Source organism: Sphingomonas sp. M1A8_2b (genome assembly GCF_053345535.1).
In genome coordinates this window covers 621,367-636,990 of record NZ_JBKFAH010000002.1, presented here as the reverse complement: position 1 = coordinate 636,990, position 15,624 = coordinate 621,367, and the positions used below count along the sequence as shown (strand labels likewise).

The following is a 15,624-nucleotide window of genomic DNA, read 5'->3' as shown; positions in this document are numbered from 1 at the left end:
GGATCGGTTGCGATAGCGGCGGCGTGTTAACGAACCGCTAGGCATGCGCCCGTAAACTCGGGGAATGCGGTTGGTCGCGATAACGAACTGGGCGTATGGAATTACCGTCGCGCTGACGCTTGCTTCGGGTACGACGATGCTGCTCGCATCGTCGGCCCAACAGCGCGAGCGCGCCGCGGTGGATCAACGGTATGCACTCGATCACGCGACTGCGACGATCGAGGACGATGCGCTGGCGCTAAGCGAGCTGGCCCGACAGTTCGTGATCAACGGCGATCCCGCCGACCTGCTCGCCTATCGACGCGCGCACGCCGAGTTGGCATCGGTCGAGGCGAGGACGCGGCATATTCGCGATGCCGGCGCCACCACCGACGAGCTCCGCAGCCTGCACGAAGCGCTTGGGTGGGCCGATGCGCTGCAGGCGCAACAGGCGCAGGCGATCCGGGCGCGACGCGGCAACGATCGCAACACCGCCGTCCAGATCCTGTTCGCGCCCGAATACGAACGCGAACTCGACCGGTCGCGCGCTGCGGTCGAGCGTTTCCAGTATCGCCTCGATCAGCGCACCGGGGACGAGCTGCGATCGGCGGAGCGCACCGCCCGAAGCTGGCGGACCGCATCGGAGGCGATGCTGGTGGTTACCGGGCTGATCTTCCTGTTCGTCCTGTATTTCGTGTTTCGCCGGCGGGTGCTGCACCCGGTCGTCAAGCTGAGCGATGTGATTGGCCGGCTCGCCGCGCAGGATTACGCCGCAGAGCCTCCACCGTACGAACAGGTCGACGAGATTGGCGACATGGCGCAGGCGCTGCGCGTATTCCGCGAGAACGGCATCGAGCGGCAGCGTCTCGAACAGGAGCGCGATGCCGACCGCGGCGTGCGGGACCTGCTGTCGCGGATGACGCAGCGCATGCAGGGCTGCGACTCGATCCTGGAGCTTCAGAATGTCGTCGGCCGTTTTGTCCCCGAACTGGCGCCGCAACTCGCCGGGCGGCTGTATCTCCTCGACCCGGTCAGCAATGTGCTGGTCGAAGCCTGTTCGTGGCTCGACCCGGTCCATTCATCCGCCGAATTTTCGCCACTGGCGTGCTGGGGTATCCGCCGCGGCGCACCCCATAGACCGTCGGGTGCGGTGTTCGACGTCCCGTGCGATCACCTCGATGGGCGTCGGGGCGGCCACGACGTACCGCAAAGCCTGTGCCTTCCCCTCAGCGGGCAGCACGGCATGCTGGGGCTACTCTACTTCGAACGCCGCACAGGCTTCGCGGAGGACGGGCTGAGCGATGTCTATCTCCAGATGCTCGCCGAAAATATCGGACTTGCGCTGGACAACCTGCGCCTGCGCGACGCGCTTCGGTCGCTGGCGATGGCCGACCCGCTGACGAAGCTGTCCAACCGGCGACACCTCGACGAGGTCCTCGCGCGCGCGATCGCCAAGGCCGAGCGGACCGGCGCGCCACTATGCTGCGCGATGATCGACATCGACCATTTCAAGCGCTTCAACGACGAGCACGGCCACGATGCCGGCGATGCGGTGCTACGCGCGGTCGGCGCGCTGCTCAAGGACGCCGTGCGCGGCACCGATCTTGTCTTCCGGTTTGGCGGCGAGGAGTTTCTGATGCTCCTGCCCGACACGGATCCGGAGGCTGCAGCGGAGCGGGCGGAAGAGGTCAGGCGGCGGATCGGCGCATTGCGCGTGCGCTACGACGGCCAGGATCTGGGCCCCATCACAACGTCGATCGGGCTGGCCTGCGCACCGCTGCACACCGACTGGTCGTCGATAGTCCAGTCCGCCGACGCCGCGCTGCTGCGGGCCAAACAGGCCGGCCGCGACCGCGTCCTGTCCGCGATCGCGCGAAAAGATCGCGCCGATCCGATCGCGGGGATGCGGTGCGCTGCACCGTCCTGAAGCGCACGGACGAAGTTTGGCTGCGATCCCGAATTGGCAATCCTGCGGGCTTGCGCTAAGCGACTGGCGAGGACCGGCTGAGCCGGACCTCGTTGATCGCGCCGGTGCCTCGCGAGAGGCTTGAATGGGAATGCGGTGCGGGGTTCGTCCCCAAATCCGCGGCTGTCCCTGCAACTGTAAGCGGTGAGCGAGAATGCCACGTATCCTGCGCCAAGCGGGATACAGCCACTGGACGCTGCGCCTGTCGCGCACGCTGGGAAGGCCGCGTATTCGAGCGACGACCCGTGAGCCAGGAGACCTGCCGGCGATGGGTCGCTCTTGCCTTGGTCCAGGGGATGGCCGCGGCACGGTTCTCCGTCTGAGCGACGAACCTATGCGGCTGGGGCTGCATCGGTGCGTGGTATGGGTATTCGCGCCCGTCCATCGTCGCGCGCCGGTGATCATGCAGCTCCCGCCCGTCGTCGCACGGCGCGAGGAGACTGATATGCCCGATCTATCGAAGATCCCCGTTACCATCGTCACCGGCTTTCTCGGCGCCGGCAAGACCACGCTGATCAGCCATCTGATCCGCAACGCCGGCGGACGTCGCCTGGCGGTGATCGTCAACGAATTCGGCACGCTGGGCGTCGACGGCGACATCCTCAAGGGCTGCGCGATCCCCGATTGTCCGGCGGAGAACGTCGTCGAGCTCGCCAATGGCTGCATCTGTTGCACCGTCGCGGACGATTTCATCCCGACCGTCGAGACGCTGCTCGCGCTCGATCCGCGACCCGACCACATCCTGATCGAGACGTCGGGGCTCGCGCTGCCCAAGCCGCTGCTGAAAGCGTTCGACTGGCCTGCGATCCGGTCGCGGATCACCGTCGACGGGGTCATCGCGCTCGCGGATGCCGAAGCCGTCGCCGCAGGCCGGTTCGCGCCCGATCTCGCCGCGATCGACGCGCAGCGCGCCGCCGATCCGAGCATCGATCATGAAACCCCCTTATCCGAGGTGTTCGAGGACCAGCTCGCCTGTGCCGATCTGATCCTGCTGACCAAATGCGACCTCGCCGGCGCGGACGGCATCGCCGCGGCCCGCGCGGTGATCGCCGCCGAGACCGTACGGCCTCTGCCGATCGTCGAACTGGTCGACGGCATCGTCGATCCCCGCATCGTGCTCGGGCTCGGGGCGGCGGCCGAAGACGACATCGCCAGCCGTCCCTCGCATCACGACGGCGAGGACGATCACGAACACGACGATTTCGACAGCATCGTCGTCGAATGGGATAGTGTCGACGACGCGACGGCGCTGACGACGCGGATCGAGACGCTGGCGGCGGGCGGCGAGATCCTCCGCGTGAAGGGCTATGCCGCGGTCGCCGGCAAACCGATGCGGTTGCTCGTGCAGGCGGTCGGCGCCCGCGTCCGTGCGCATTACGATCGGCCGTGGCGCACCGACGAGGCGCGCCGGACGCGGTTGGTCGTCATCGCCGAGCAGGGCCGGCTCGATCCTAAGGCAATCAGGGCCGCGCTGGACGCCTAATCAGCCATGCACGTCGTATTTCGCGAGAGCCACGGACTGGACGAAAGCGCTGTGCCCCAGGATCTGGGGCAGAGCGCCGCCGACCTGGTCGTGCTCTCGTTTTCCGACAGCGATCTCGCGGCGTTCAGCGCCGGCTGGCGGACGGCGGTAGCGGCGGGTGATGCGATGCCGTCCCTGCGGCTCGCGAACCTCGCCGACCTCACGCATCCGCTATCGGTCGACACCTATCTCGAGCGCACATTGGCGGGCGCGAAGGCGATACTGATCCGGCTGATCGGCGGCACGGCCTATTGGTCCTACGGTCTCCAACAGGTCGAAGCGCTGGCCCGACGACGGGGGATCGCGCTGGCGGTCCTGCCCGCCGACGGCCGCTACGACCGGCGACTGGACGCTGCGTCCACCGTTCCGAAGGCGGTGTTGCGCCGGCTGTCGACGCTGTGCGACGTCGGTGGTGCCGACGCGGCTCGCGAGGCCCTGGCGCAGTTCGCGTTGACCTCGGGGCTGAACGCCCAACCGCAGCAATCGTCGGGCGAACTCGCCGCGGTCGGCGCATGGCAGCCGGATACCCGTACCGCCTGTCCGGCAGCTTTCGTGCTCGCCACGTCACGGCCGCGCATCTTGGTGATCTTCTATCGATCCTATCTGGCGGCAGCGGACCTCGATCCGATCGCCGCGTTGCATGCCGCCTTCACCCTGCGCGGGTACGACGTCCTGGGGGTGTTCGTGCCGTCGCTAAAGGACGCCGAGGCGAGCGGCTGGTTGCGCCGCTGGGTGATCGCGCTGGCGCCGGTCGCGATCGTCAACGCGACCGCGTTTTCGGGCCGAGGCGGCGACGACACGACGCCGCTCGACGGTGCGGACGTCCCGGTCTTCCAGGTGGCGCTGGCGACGTCCGGCCGTGCGGCGTGGCTCGATGCGCCGCGTGGCCTGTCGCCCGCCGACCTGGCGATGCACGTGGTCCTGCCCGAAGTGGACGGGCGGATCTTCGCGGGGGTCGCGAGCTTCAAGGAAGCCGCGCCGCACGATCCCGACCTGCAATATGCCCGCCGCGAACACCGCGCCGATCCCGACCGCATCGGCGCGATCGTGGCGCGGATCGACGGCTGGATCGCGCTCGCGGCCAAGCCCGCCCCGCAGCGCCAGCTCGCGATCATCTTGTCTACCTACCCCGGCAAGGCGCACCAGATGGCGCATGCGGTCGGCCTCGACGCGATCGCTTCGGTCGACGCGATCCTCGAGGATTTGAAGCACGCCGGGTACGCGATCGGCTCGACGACCGACCTCGCAACCGCACTCGGATCGCAGCAGATCAATTGGCCGCTCGAAGCTTATCGTGTTGCGCTGGCGACCCTGCCCGCCTCGCTGCGCACCGAGCTATTCGCAGTTTGGGGCGAACCGGAAGACGACCCCGCCGTCCAGACCGGTGCTTTCCATTTCGCGGCGCTGTCCGTCGGAACCGCATTGGTGGCGCTCCAACCCGAACGGGGGCGATCCGCCGTCCGGACCGAGGAATATCACGACCTCTCGCGCTGTCCGCGTCATGGCTATGTGGCGTTCTATCTGTGGTTGCGATCGCGCGGCACCGACGCTCTTATCCATGTCGGCGCGCATGGCACGCTCGAATGGCTGCCCGGCAAAGCAGTGGCGCTTTCGAATGCCTGCTGGCCCGAGGCGCTGACCGGCCCGATGCCGGTGATTTATCCGTTCATCGTCAACGACCCCGGCGAGGCGGCACAGGCGAAACGGCGGATCGGGGCGGTCACGCTCGGCCACGTCCCGCCACCGATGACACCCACGAAAGGCGGCATCGGACTGGATCGGCTCGAGGCCCTGCTCGACGAGTTCTCCAACGCGGACGGGCTCGATCCCGCGCGGCGGACGCGCTTACAGGCCGACATCCGCGACGAGGCGAACGCGCTCGGTCTCGAGGACACGTTAGGGCTCACCCAGGCCGCCTCCGCGTCGGACGTCGTCACGCGGATCGACACGTTCGTCTGCGACGTCAAGGACAGCCGGTTCGGCGACGGCCTCCACGTCTTCGGGCGCGGACGGTACGGCGAGGCCGAACGCGACGGCTTGCTGGCCGCGCTCGATGGACGGCGCGTACCGTCCGGCCCCTCGGGGTCGCCTTGGCGCGGCCGATCCGACGTCCTGCCGACCGGTCGCAATCTCTACACCACCGATCCGCGCGCGGTGCCGTCACGGTCCGCACATACGCAAGGCGTGCTGCTCGCCGAGGAACTGATCCGCCGCCATCTCCAGGATCAGGGCGATTATCCAAAGGGGCTAGTCGTGGATCTGTGGGGCTCGGCGACGATGCGCACCGCGGGCGAGGAGTTCGCGATGGCGCTCCACCTGCTCGGCGCCGAACCGGTGTGGGACCTGGCGTCGCAGCGCGTCACCGGCGTCGAAATCCTGCCGCTGATGCGCCTCGACCGTCCGCGGATCGACGTGACGTTGCGCGTCTCGGGGTTGTTCCGCGACGCCTTCCCCAGCCTGTGCACGATGTTCGGTCAGGCCGTCCGTGCGATCGCCGGCCGCGACGAACCGTCAGACCTGAACCCCTTCGTCACAACGGCTCCGAGCCCGAGGGTCTACGGTCCTGCCCCCGGACGCTACGGCATCGGCATGGACGATGCGGCGGAAACCTACACGCCCGAAGCGCGCGTTGCCGCTGGCGAGGCATGGCTTGCGGCGTCGACCTATGCGCTCGACGACGGCGACCGCGTCGACTCCGCAGGGATCCGCCGCCGCGTCGCCGCCGCCGACAGCTTTGTTCATATTCAGGACCTTCCCGAAACCGATCTGCTGTTGGCCGCCGATTATGCGTGCCACGAAGCCGGCTTTGCTGCGGCAAAGGCACTCTCGGGCGGGGTCGCCGCGCTCTATCATCTCGACGCAACCGATCCCGAACGACCGCGCGCACGGTCGTTGCGGGAGGAAATCGCCCGCGTCGTGCACGCGCGCGCGGCGCATCCGGACAGGGTCGCGGGGATGATGCGGCACGGCTTCCGCGGTGCCGCAGAACTTGCTGCGACGCTCGACCACCTCGGCGCCTTCGCGCATCTCGCGGATGCCGTCTCGGCGCAGTCCATCGATCTCTATTACGACGCGACGCTGGCCCGCGACGACGTCCGCACCTTCATGGCGCAGGCCAACCCGCAGGCGTTGGCGGCCCTCGAAGCGCGCTTCGCCGCGCTCCACGCCTCCGGACTGTGGCCGACGCGTCGCAACTCGATCCTCGCGCAGCTCGAGGCGGGCGCGTGATCCGCGGTTGGTGCCCGACCGCGTGGCGACCGATGGCGGCGGGCGACGGATTGCTGATACGCGTCCGCCCACGGCTCGGGCGATTGACGCACGAGCAGGTGCTCGGCCTGTGCGACGCGGCGCTGTCCTATGGCAAAGGCCAGATCGACGCCACCAATCGCGCGAACCTCCAGATCCGCGGTGTGGTCGACTGGCAGGCGCTGGTCGAACGGCTTTGCGTGCTCGGCCTCGTCGATCCCGATCCTGCGATCGAAAGCCGCTGCGTGATCCTCGTCGCGCCCGACTGGCGCGACGGCGACGACACGCACCGGATCGCAACCGAACTGATGCAGCGGCTGGCCGAACTGCCGGATCTGCCCGGCAAGGTCGGCTTCGCAATCGATGCCGGTGATATGTGCGTATTGCACGCCGACGCTGCCGACTTCCGGATAGAACGCGGTATCGACGGTGACCTGATTCTCCGCGCCGATGGTCGCGAAGCAGGGTGGCGCGTAGACCAGGGCGGCGAGGTCGACGCGCTGATCGCGTTGGCGCACCGGTTCGTCGACACCGGGGGGGTATCCTCAGGGCGAATGGCTCGACACGATGCCGTTCTGCCCATGACTGCAAATGTGCGCCCCAGGACAGCGTCCGAAAGGCCCGCTCATCCCGTCGGCACCGCGCACGGCCTCCCGTTCGGGCGGATCGACGCGGCCGCGCTGAACCGGTTCATTCACCAGAGCGGCGCCACCGCGATCCGCGTGACGCCATGGCGTACCATCCTCATTGAGGGCGGGGCACCGGGCATGGTGTTCGGTGAAGGCGACCCGACACTCCTCAACGTCGACGCCTGCGTTGGCGCTCCGGCCTGCCCGCAGGCGAGCGTGGCAACGCGCGACCTCGCCGTCCGTCTCGCGCCGCATATCGCCGGCCGGCTCCACGTCTCCGGCTGTGCCAAGGGATGCGCGCGGTCCGTGCCCGCCGATGTCGTCCTAACCGGAAGGGACGGCCGGTTCGATCTCGGCTTCGTTGCACGCGCCGGCGAGTCCCCTGTCCTCGCAGGTCTCGACGCCCCTGCCGTCCTCGCCCATTTCGGAGCCGCCTGATGCCCCATAGTTACGAGACCGACGGCGCCGCGATCTATCGTCGATCCTTCGCGACGATCCGCGCCGAGGCGGACCTGACGCGGTTCTCAACCGAGGAAGAACCCGTCGCGGTCCGCATGATCCATGCGTCGGGTCTGGTCGGGCTTGCCCAGCATATCCGTTTCTCGCCGGGCTTCGCCGCGCAAGCCCGGGCCGCACTGCTCCGCGGCGCGCCGATCCTGTGCGACGCGCGCATGGTCACCGAAGGAGTCACGCGTGCGCGCCTGCCCGCCGACAACCCGGTGATCTGCACCCTGCACGCTGCCGAAACGCTCGATCTCGCGCGCGAGATGGGCAATACCCGGTCGGCTGCGGCGCTCGAACTGTGGCGTCCGCATCTGGCTGGCGCACTGGTCGCGATCGGCAACGCGCCGACCGCCTTGTTCCACCTGCTCAATATGCTCGAAGATCCGCACTGTCCGCGACCTGCCGCGATCATCGGCTGCCCGGTCGGCTTCGTCGGCGCGGTCGAATCGAAGGCGGCGCTTTGGGCCGAACAGCCGGTGCCGTGCGTCGTCGTCGAGGGGCGGATGGGCGGGAGCGCGATCACGGTCGCGGCGATCAACGCGCTCGCGAGCTATGCCGAATGACGATCGGGACGATCCACGGCGTCGGTCTGGGCCCGGGCGCGCAGGACCTGATGAGCGTCCGCGCCGACCGGCTGGTGCGTGGCGCCAGGCATATCGCGTTCTTCCGCAAGGCCGGCAAACCCGGTCAGGCGCGGCGCATCGTCGATGGCATGCTGCGCGCCGACGCGATCGAATATCCGATGGAATATCCCGTCACGACCGAAATCCCGACCGCCGATCCACGCTACAAGGACTGCCTGTCGGCCTTCTACACCGACTGTACCCGACATCTCGCCGCTCTCGCACGCGCCGGCGAGGAGGTGGTCGTGCTGTGCGAAGGCGACCCGTTTTTCTACGGCTCGTTCATGCACCTGCATTCGCGCCTCTCGGACATCGCGCCAGTCCGCGTCGTGCCCGGGATCACCGGCATGTCGGGCGCCTGGACCGCGACCGGCGTGCCGATCACCTGGGGTGACGACGTGCTGACGGTACTGACCGCGACCCTGCCGGAGGACGATCTAGCCCGGCGAATTCGCGACACCGATGCGCTAGTGGTGATGAAGATCGGGCGGCACCTCGGCAAGCTGCGCCGCGCGGTCACGGCCGCGGGCCGCGAAGACTCCGCGTGGCTGGTCGAATATGCCGCGATGCCCAACCAGCGCGTCACGCGACTGGTCGACGCGACCGACATCGCGCCGTATTTCGCGATCGCGTTGATCCATGGCCAGGGGCGCAGGCCTTGAGCAGTTCGGCGGGCGGCTGGATCGCGATCGCCGGACTGGGCCCCGGCGATGCCGCGCTGGTGACACCCGAAGTCACCACCGCACTGGCCGAAGCGACCGACGTGATCGGCTACATCCCGTACGTCGCGCGGATCGCCCCACGCGAAGGCCTGAGGCTGCATCCGTCGGACAACCGCGTGGAGCTGGATCGCGCCGCGCACGCGCTTTCGCTCGCGATCGCCGGGCATCGGGTGGTGGTGGTATCGTCGGGCGATCCGGGCGTCTTCGCCATGGCCGCCGCGGTGTTCGAAGCGGTCGAGCACGGCGACCCCGCGTGGCGCGCGCTCGATATCCGCGTGCTGCCCGGTATCACCGCGATGCTTGCCGCGAGTGCGCGCGTCGGGGCGCCGCTCGGGCATGACTTCTGTGCGATCAACTTGTCCGATAATCTCAAGCCCCAGGCGGTGATCGAGCGCCGGGTTCGCTTGGCGGCGGAGGCGGACTTCGCGATCGCCTTCTACAATCCTCGCTCGAAGGCGCGCCCCGACGGATTTGGCGCCGCATTGGCCATCCTGCGCGAGACCTGCGCCGACGCGCGCCCGGTGCTGTTTGCGCGCGCCGTATCGACGCCCGACGAAGATCTGCGGATCGTCCCCCTGCCCGCTGCGCGGCCCGAGATGGCGGACATGCGGACGGTCGTCATCATCGGATCCAGCACGACGCGGATGATCGCGCGCGCCGGCACGCCGCTTCTCTACACGCCGAGATCGGCCTCGTGATCCAACCAGCGCAATACCCCGGCGACGTCGTGGACTTCGGCGCGCGTGGGAAGGACCGGACGGTCGATCATCAGCACCGGCAGACCCAACTGCCGCGCCGCGATCAGCTTGGCCTTGGCACCCGAGCCTCCAGCATTCTTGCTCACGACGAGATCGATGGCGTGCTCGCGCATCAATGCAAGGTCGCACTCGAGCGTAAACGGCCCGCGGTCGATCACGAGGTGATGATCGGGCAGCGGGATCGGACCATCGGGGGTATCGACGAAGCGCAGCAGATAGCGATGCTGCGGCTGCGCGGCGAACGCCTCGACATGCATCCGCCCGAGCGCCAGCATCACGCGCCGTGGAGGTCCCGCCAAGGCCGCGACCGCTGCGTCTATATCGGCGACGCGGTGCCACGCATCGCCCTCCTCGATCGTCCATGCCGGCCGGGTGAGCGCGATGTGTGCGACGCCGGCCTGCGCCGCCGCGGCGACGGCCTGGCGGCTCATCTGCGCGGCGAACGGATGCGTTGCGTCGACCAGATGGGTGATGCCGTTTTGAAGCAGATGGGTCGCGAGCCCGTCGACGCCGCCGAACCCGCCGATCCGCATGGGCACCGGCTGTGGCTTGGGGTTCGCCACGCGACCGGCATAGCTGAGCACGGCCGCCATGCCGCGGTCCGCGAGCGCGGCGGCGAGTGCGCTGGCTTCGGTCGTGCCGCCGAGGATGAGGATGGACGACATGGTTGAGGCGGTTGGCAATCCGTGGCTGACGATCGTCGGGATCACCGAGGATGGACCGGCGGGGCTGTCGCCCGCAAGCCATGACGCGATCGACCGCGCCCACTTGGTGACCGGCGCGACCCGACATCTCGCGCTGCTACCCGATCTTCGCTGCGATGTCTCGCCTTGGCCGATCCCGTTCGAGGATGGCATCGCGCGATTGCTCGACCAGCGCGGGCGGCGGGTCGTGATGCTGGTATCGGGCGATCCCTTCTGGTTCGGCGCGGGGACGAGCATCGCGCGTCATCTCGACCGCGACGAATGGGTGGCGCATACCGCCGTGTCCACCTTTGGCCTCGCCGCAGCCCGGCTAGGCTGGTCGATCGACGACACCGCCTGCCTCGGGCTGCATGCCGCGCCGCTCACCCGCCTGCGTCCAATCCTCGCGCCGGGACGACAGGCGATCGTCCTGGTGCGCGACGGCACGGCGGTGGGGCTCCTCGCCCGCTATCTCCAAAGCCTGGGTTTTGGCGACAGCATGCTGTGGGTCCTCGAAGCGCTCGGCGGCCCATCGGAACGCGTCCGCCGAACCACCGCCGCTTCGCTCGACTTCGCCGACATCGCCCATCCGGTCGCGGTCGGTATAACGATGGCGGGCGACGGTGCGGTGTTACCCGGTGCAGCCGGTCGCCCGGATCACTGGTTCGACCATGACGGACAGATCACCAAGCGGGCAGTGCGGGCGCTGACCCTCTCTGCGCTGGCACCGCGGCCGGGCGAAACCCTGTGGGATATCGGCGCGGGCTCTGGCTCGATCGGCATCGAATGGCTCTTGTCGCACGCCTCGACGGCCGCGATCGCGTTCGAGGCGGACCCGGTTCGCGCCGATCGCGCGCGTGGCAATGCCGCAGCCCTGGGCGTCGACCGGTTGCGCGTGATCGACGGCAGCGCACCCGATAGTCTGGAAGGGCTCCCCTCACCCGATGCGGTGTTCGTCGGCGGCGGCCTGTCGCAGACGTTGCTCGAGCGCTTATGGGCGATGCTCGATGCCGGGACCCGGCTGGTGGCGAACGCCGTCACGCTGGAATCGGAAATCCTGCTGACCCAGTGGCATGCCGCGAAGGGCGGAACGCTCCAGCGGATCGAGCTGGCCGAGGCCGCACCGCTCGGCACGCGACGCGGGTGGCGCGCGCAGTATCCGGTCGTGCAGTGGAGCGTCGTGTTGTGATCGTTGCAGGGTTCGGATTCCGTGCCGCGGCCGATCTCTCGGCCTGCAAAGCCGCGCTCGCGCTCGCCCAGCGTGGCCATTCCCCCGTGACTGCGCTATCTGCTCCCCACGACAAGGCGGCGTTGCTGGCGCCTATGGCCGATGCGCTCGGCGTACCGCTGATCCGGGTCACGGCGGCAATGCTGCGCAGCATGTCCACTCCAACGCGCTCGCCGTTCAGCCTCGAAGCGCGCGGTAGCGGCAGTGTGGCGGAGGCGTCTGCGCTAGCCGCAGCAGGGCCCGACGCGCGGTTGCTGACCGAACGCCACATCTCCCCCGACCGGATGGCGACCTGTGCCATCGCCGAAGGATCGCCTACATGACCGTTCATTTCATCGGCGCCGGCCCAGGCGCGCCCGATCTGCTGACGCTGCGAGGGCGCGATCTGATCGCGGCGTCGCCGGTGTGCCTCTACGCCGGATCGCTGGTGCCCGCAGCATTGCTCCAGCATTGTCCCCCCGGCGCCCGGATCATCAACACCGCACCGCTGTCGCTCGACCAGATCATCGCGACGATCGTCGAGGCGCATGACGAAGGGCACGACATCGCCCGGCTCCACTCCGGCGACCTCTCGATCTGGTCGGCGATGGGCGAGCAGCTCCGTCGGCTCCGTGTCCTGCGCATTCCATTCACCGTGACGCCCGGCGTGCCGGCCTTCGCAGCCGCGGCAGCGGCGCTGGAAGCAGAATTGACTCTCCCCGGCCTGACGCAATCGGTCGTGCTGACTCGCACACCCGGACGCGCGAGTACGATGCCGCACGCGGAGGACCTTGCGACGTTCGCCGCCACCGGTGCGACGCTGGCGATCCATCTGTCGATCCACAACCTCGCCAGCGTCGTGGACGTTTTAACCCCGGCGTACGGCGATGATTGCCCGGTAGCGATCGTCTGGCGGGCAAGCTGGCCCGACGAGTGCATCGCCCGCGCGACGCTGGCGACGATCGTCGAGGCAGCAGCAAATGGCCCCGATCGCACCGCGCTGATCCTGGTCGGCCGGGTCCTCGAGTCGGAGGATTTCGGCGAAAGCAGCCTGTACGCGGCAGGCTATGATCGGCGCTTCCGCCCGCAGCATGCCACTTCGCGGTTTGCGGGGGACGCGGCATGACGCCCGGCCTGATGATCGCCGCACCGGCGTCGGGCACCGGCAAGACCACCGTCATGCTCGGCCTGCTTCGGGCGTTGCGCGACGACGGGCTCGCGGTCCAGCCGTTCAAGAGCGGCCCGGACTATATCGACCCCGCCTTTCACCGCGCCGCCAGCGGGCGGGCGTCCTTCAACCTCGATACCTGGGCAATGCGCGCGACGATGCTCGATGGCCTGGCCGCACAGGCGAACGACGCGGACTTCATCCTCGCGGAAGGGTCGATGGGACTTTTCGACGGCGTCGCGAAACCCGGCGCCACCGGCAACGGCGCCAGCGCGGACATCGCCCGGCGGATGGGCTGGCCGGTCGTGCTGGTCGTCGACGTATCGGGACAGGCACAGTCGGCGGCGGCGACTGCGCTGGGTTTTGCGCGCTACGATCCCGATCTGGCGATCGCGGGCGTCATCCTCAATCGCGTCGCCAGCGCGCGCCACGAACGCCTGGCCCGCAGCGGCATGGCGGCGGTCGGCATGCCCGTCTTCGGCGCGCTGCCACGGCGCGGCGACCTGAAGCTGCCCGAGCGGCATCTCGGGCTCGTGCAGGCATCCGAACACGCCGATCTCGAAACCCGCATCGCCGACTATGCCGCGTTCCTGCGCGACCATGTCGATCTCGCCGCGATCCGTGCCGCCGCGTCTGCAACGCAGCGGGGGAGCGCCGAATCGCACCGCTTCACGCCGCCGGCGCAGCGGATCGCGTTGGCGCAGGATGCCGCGTTCACTTTCGCCTATCCGCACATGCTGGCCGGATGGCGCAGCGCCGGTGCCGAGATCCTCCCCTTCTCGCCGCTGGCCGACGAACGCCCCGCCAAGGACGCCGATCTCGTCTGGCTGCCCGGCGGCTATCCCGAACTGCACGCCGGCCGCCTCGCCGAGGCGCGCACGTTCCACGCGGCGCTGGCACGGCACGCGGACACGCGCCCGATCCACGGCGAGTGCGGCGGCTACATGACGTTGGGCGAGGCGCTGATCGATGCCGACGGCACGCGCCACCGGATGGCGGGCCTGCTCGGTCTGGTCACGAGCTATGAAAAGCGTCGCATGCATCTTGGCTATCGCCGTGCCACGCTGCTCGCACCGATGGCCGGCACTGCGGCGGGCGCCGACCTGCGCGGTCACGAATTTCATTATTCGACGATCCTCGATCAGCCCGATCCGCCGCTCGCGCACGTCACCGATGCCGAGGGCACGCAGGTCGCAGAAAGTGGATCCTACCGGGGCAACGTGTCGGGTACGTTCTTCCACCTGATCGCGCAGGACCGATGAGCCGGATCGACCTGCATCTGATCGGCATCGGGACGGGCAACCCCGATCATCTCACGCGCGCGGCGGAGGCCGCGATGAACGCGGCCGACCTCATCCTGCTGCCGCGCAAGGGCGATGCGAAATCCGACCTGATCGACCTGCGCCGGACGATCTGCGCCACCGTCCTCACCGGCACGACGCGGGTCGTGGAATTCGACCTGCCCGAGCGTCGGTCGGACGGGGAGTATCTGCTTGCGGTCGACGACTGGCACGATGCGATCGCGGCGTGCTGGGCGGCGGCGATCGCCGAGCATCTGCCGGACGGCGGACGCTTGGCATTGCTCGTCTGGGGTGATCCGTCGCTCTACGACAGCAGCTTGCGGATCGCCGAACGGTTGCGCGCCGACGGCCTTTCGCTGCGGGTCCAGGTCGTGCCGGGGATCACCAGTCTGCAGGCGTTGACCGCGGCGCACGCGATTCCGCTGAACACGCTCGGGGCGCCGGTTCTCGTCACCACCGGCCGTCGGCTGCGGGACGAGGGGTGGCCGGTCGGGCTCCAGACGATCGCGGTCATGCTCGACGGCGGATGCGCGTTCGAGACGCTGGCGGGTGAGGACATCGATATCTGGTGGGGCGCCTATCTCGGCATGTCGAACGAGGCGCTGGTCGCAGGGCCGCTGACCGAGGTCGCGGCGAAGATCGTCGCGGATCGCGCCAAACTGCGCGCCGAGCATGGCTGGATCATGGACACCTATTTGCTGCGCCGCCGATCAGTCGCCGCCTAGCGCTTGCAGACGCCATCCGCGGTTGAACGACAGCACCGTCTTCGACAGCGGCGCGATATCGATCCGAAGGGTCATCGCCACGGGTATCGACAGCGCCACGGCGATCGCCGCGCGTATCACGGTCGCGTGCGTCACGGCCACGATCGGCGAGTCGATCTGCTCCAGGCTACCGAGCCAAGGTTTGACGCGCGCGGCGACGGCGTCCATCGTCTCGCCGTCCGGGACACCATGCTCCGGCGCCGCCAGCCAGGCCGCCAGAGCCTCCGGCCCGGTCGCGTGGACAGCCTCGAAAGACAGTCCCGCCCAGCTGCCATAATCGACGTCCTTAAGCGCATCGCACGGCGCTGCATCCAGCCCCAGGGCGCTTGCCGTATCGCGCGCCGCGGTCGCGGGACTGGTCCAGATATGCACCGCTTTCGCAGCAGCCAGAACAACAGCGTGGGCCTTCGCCACCCCCCCTTCGTCAAGCGGTTCCATCGGGTCCGGAAAACCGCCCGCACGCATCGATCGCGTGGCGCTCGCGCAGATCAGGACGAGACGCGTAGCCATCGAACACTCCAAATCGGTTGACGCCCCTGCCTCACCGCTCCA

At 68.7% G+C, this 15,624-nt stretch carries 14 protein-coding genes and 1 riboswitch; of the genes, 12 read left to right on the top strand and 2 right to left on the bottom strand.

Annotated features, from left to right (window positions below):
• Window positions 1–64 precede the first annotated feature (64 nt).
• From ACLBWL_RS11085 to cobJ, 7 genes are all read left to right on the top strand, one after another.
• The gene (locus tag ACLBWL_RS11085) at window positions 65–1,906 is read left to right on the top strand and encodes a diguanylate cyclase (protein ID WP_447792966.1); all 1,842 of its coding nucleotides are present in this window, start codon (window positions 65–67) and stop codon (window positions 1,904–1,906) included.
• Between the two features lie 85 nt (window positions 1,907–1,991).
• A riboswitch (cobalamin riboswitch) is annotated at window positions 1,992–2,226 on the top strand.
• A gap of 164 nt (window positions 2,227–2,390) precedes the next feature.
• The gene (cobW, locus tag ACLBWL_RS11080) at window positions 2,391–3,428 is read left to right on the top strand and encodes a cobalamin biosynthesis protein CobW (protein ID WP_447792964.1); all 1,038 of its coding nucleotides are present in this window, start codon (window positions 2,391–2,393) and stop codon (window positions 3,426–3,428) included.
• Window positions 3,429–3,434: 6 nt separating this feature from the next.
• Window positions 3,435–6,695 (top strand): cobaltochelatase subunit CobN, encoded by a 3,261-nt coding sequence (gene cobN / locus ACLBWL_RS11075; protein WP_447792962.1) that lies wholly within the window; start codon window positions 3,435–3,437, stop codon window positions 6,693–6,695.
• Complete coding sequence (locus ACLBWL_RS11070; RefSeq protein WP_447792960.1) at window positions 6,692–7,780, top strand: cobalamin biosynthesis protein CobG; 1,089 nt, start codon at window positions 6,692–6,694, stop codon at window positions 7,778–7,780. The genes cobN and ACLBWL_RS11070 overlap by 4 nt, the downstream gene beginning before the upstream one ends.
• Window positions 7,780–8,409 carry a precorrin-8X methylmutase gene (locus tag ACLBWL_RS11065; RefSeq protein ID WP_447792958.1) on the top strand — a complete coding sequence of 210 codons (630 nt, stop codon included), beginning with the start codon at window positions 7,780–7,782 and terminating at the stop codon, window positions 8,407–8,409. Before ACLBWL_RS11070 ends, ACLBWL_RS11065 begins: the two co-directional genes overlap by 1 nt.
• Window positions 8,406–9,131 (top strand): precorrin-2 C(20)-methyltransferase, encoded by a 726-nt coding sequence (cobI, locus tag ACLBWL_RS11060; RefSeq protein WP_447792956.1) that lies wholly within the window; start codon window positions 8,406–8,408, stop codon window positions 9,129–9,131. The genes ACLBWL_RS11065 and cobI overlap by 4 nt, the downstream gene beginning before the upstream one ends.
• Complete coding sequence (gene cobJ / locus ACLBWL_RS11055; protein WP_447792954.1) at window positions 9,128–9,889, top strand: precorrin-3B C(17)-methyltransferase; 762 nt, start codon at window positions 9,128–9,130, stop codon at window positions 9,887–9,889. The genes cobI and cobJ overlap by 4 nt, the downstream gene beginning before the upstream one ends.
• On the opposite strand, the gene ACLBWL_RS11050 is transcribed toward cobJ, so the two are convergent.
• Window positions 9,865–10,614, bottom strand: coding sequence for a cobalt-precorrin-6A reductase (locus ACLBWL_RS11050; RefSeq protein ID WP_447792952.1), 750 nt, complete (start codon window positions 10,612–10,614; stop codon window positions 9,865–9,867). The genes cobJ and ACLBWL_RS11050 overlap by 25 nt on opposite strands.
• On the opposite strand from ACLBWL_RS11050, the gene cbiE reads away from it, so the two are divergent.
• The 5 genes from cbiE to cobF are packed head-to-tail and all read left to right on the top strand — an operon-like array spanning window position 10,613 to window position 15,033.
• Complete coding sequence (gene cbiE / locus ACLBWL_RS11045; RefSeq protein ID WP_447792950.1) at window positions 10,613–11,821, top strand: precorrin-6y C5,15-methyltransferase (decarboxylating) subunit CbiE; 1,209 nt, start codon at window positions 10,613–10,615, stop codon at window positions 11,819–11,821. The two genes, ACLBWL_RS11050 and cbiE, sit on opposite strands and share 2 nt — an antisense overlap.
• Window positions 11,803–12,183 carry a cobalamin biosynthesis protein gene (locus ACLBWL_RS11040; protein ID WP_447792948.1) on the top strand — a complete coding sequence of 127 codons (381 nt, stop codon included), beginning with the start codon at window positions 11,803–11,805 and terminating at the stop codon, window positions 12,181–12,183. Before cbiE ends, ACLBWL_RS11040 begins: the two co-directional genes overlap by 19 nt.
• Window positions 12,180–12,965: a precorrin-4 C(11)-methyltransferase gene (gene cobM, locus ACLBWL_RS11035; protein ID WP_447792946.1), complete on the top strand. Its 786-nt coding sequence runs from the start codon at window positions 12,180–12,182 to the stop codon at window positions 12,963–12,965. Before ACLBWL_RS11040 ends, cobM begins: the two co-directional genes overlap by 4 nt.
• Complete coding sequence (locus tag ACLBWL_RS11030; protein ID WP_447792945.1) at window positions 12,962–14,269, top strand: cobyrinate a,c-diamide synthase; 1,308 nt, start codon at window positions 12,962–12,964, stop codon at window positions 14,267–14,269. Before cobM ends, ACLBWL_RS11030 begins: the two co-directional genes overlap by 4 nt.
• Window positions 14,266–15,033: a precorrin-6A synthase (deacetylating) gene (cobF, locus tag ACLBWL_RS11025; protein WP_447792943.1), complete on the top strand. Its 768-nt coding sequence runs from the start codon at window positions 14,266–14,268 to the stop codon at window positions 15,031–15,033. Before ACLBWL_RS11030 ends, cobF begins: the two co-directional genes overlap by 4 nt.
• Here cobF and ACLBWL_RS11020 read toward each other — a convergent pair.
• Complete coding sequence (locus ACLBWL_RS11020; RefSeq protein WP_447792942.1) at window positions 15,019–15,582, bottom strand: histidine phosphatase family protein; 564 nt, start codon at window positions 15,580–15,582, stop codon at window positions 15,019–15,021. The genes cobF and ACLBWL_RS11020 overlap by 15 nt on opposite strands.
• Window positions 15,583–15,624: the final 42 nt, after the last annotated feature.

Coding starts and splice junctions, on each gene's coding strand:
- ACLBWL_RS11085 (WP_447792966.1), top strand. CDS start 65: ATGCGGTTGGTCGCGATAACGAACTGGGCGTATGGAATTACCGTCGCG.
- cobW (WP_447792964.1), top strand. CDS start 2,391: ATGCCCGATCTATCGAAGATCCCCGTTACCATCGTCACCGGCTTTCTC.
- cobN (WP_447792962.1), top strand. CDS start 3,435: ATGCACGTCGTATTTCGCGAGAGCCACGGACTGGACGAAAGCGCTGTG.
- ACLBWL_RS11065 (WP_447792958.1), top strand. CDS start 7,780: ATGCCCCATAGTTACGAGACCGACGGCGCCGCGATCTATCGTCGATCC.
- cobI (WP_447792956.1), top strand. CDS start 8,406: ATGACGATCGGGACGATCCACGGCGTCGGTCTGGGCCCGGGCGCGCAG.
- cbiE (WP_447792950.1), top strand. CDS start 10,613: ATGGTTGAGGCGGTTGGCAATCCGTGGCTGACGATCGTCGGGATCACC.
- ACLBWL_RS11050 (WP_447792952.1), bottom strand. CDS start 10,614: ATGTCGTCCATCCTCATCCTCGGCGGCACGACCGAAGCCAGCGCACTC.
- cobM (WP_447792946.1), top strand. CDS start 12,180: ATGACCGTTCATTTCATCGGCGCCGGCCCAGGCGCGCCCGATCTGCTG.
- ACLBWL_RS11030 (WP_447792945.1), top strand. CDS start 12,962: ATGACGCCCGGCCTGATGATCGCCGCACCGGCGTCGGGCACCGGCAAG.
- cobF (WP_447792943.1), top strand. CDS start 14,266: ATGAGCCGGATCGACCTGCATCTGATCGGCATCGGGACGGGCAACCCC.
- ACLBWL_RS11020 (WP_447792942.1), bottom strand. CDS start 15,582: ATGGCTACGCGTCTCGTCCTGATCTGCGCGAGCGCCACGCGATCGATG.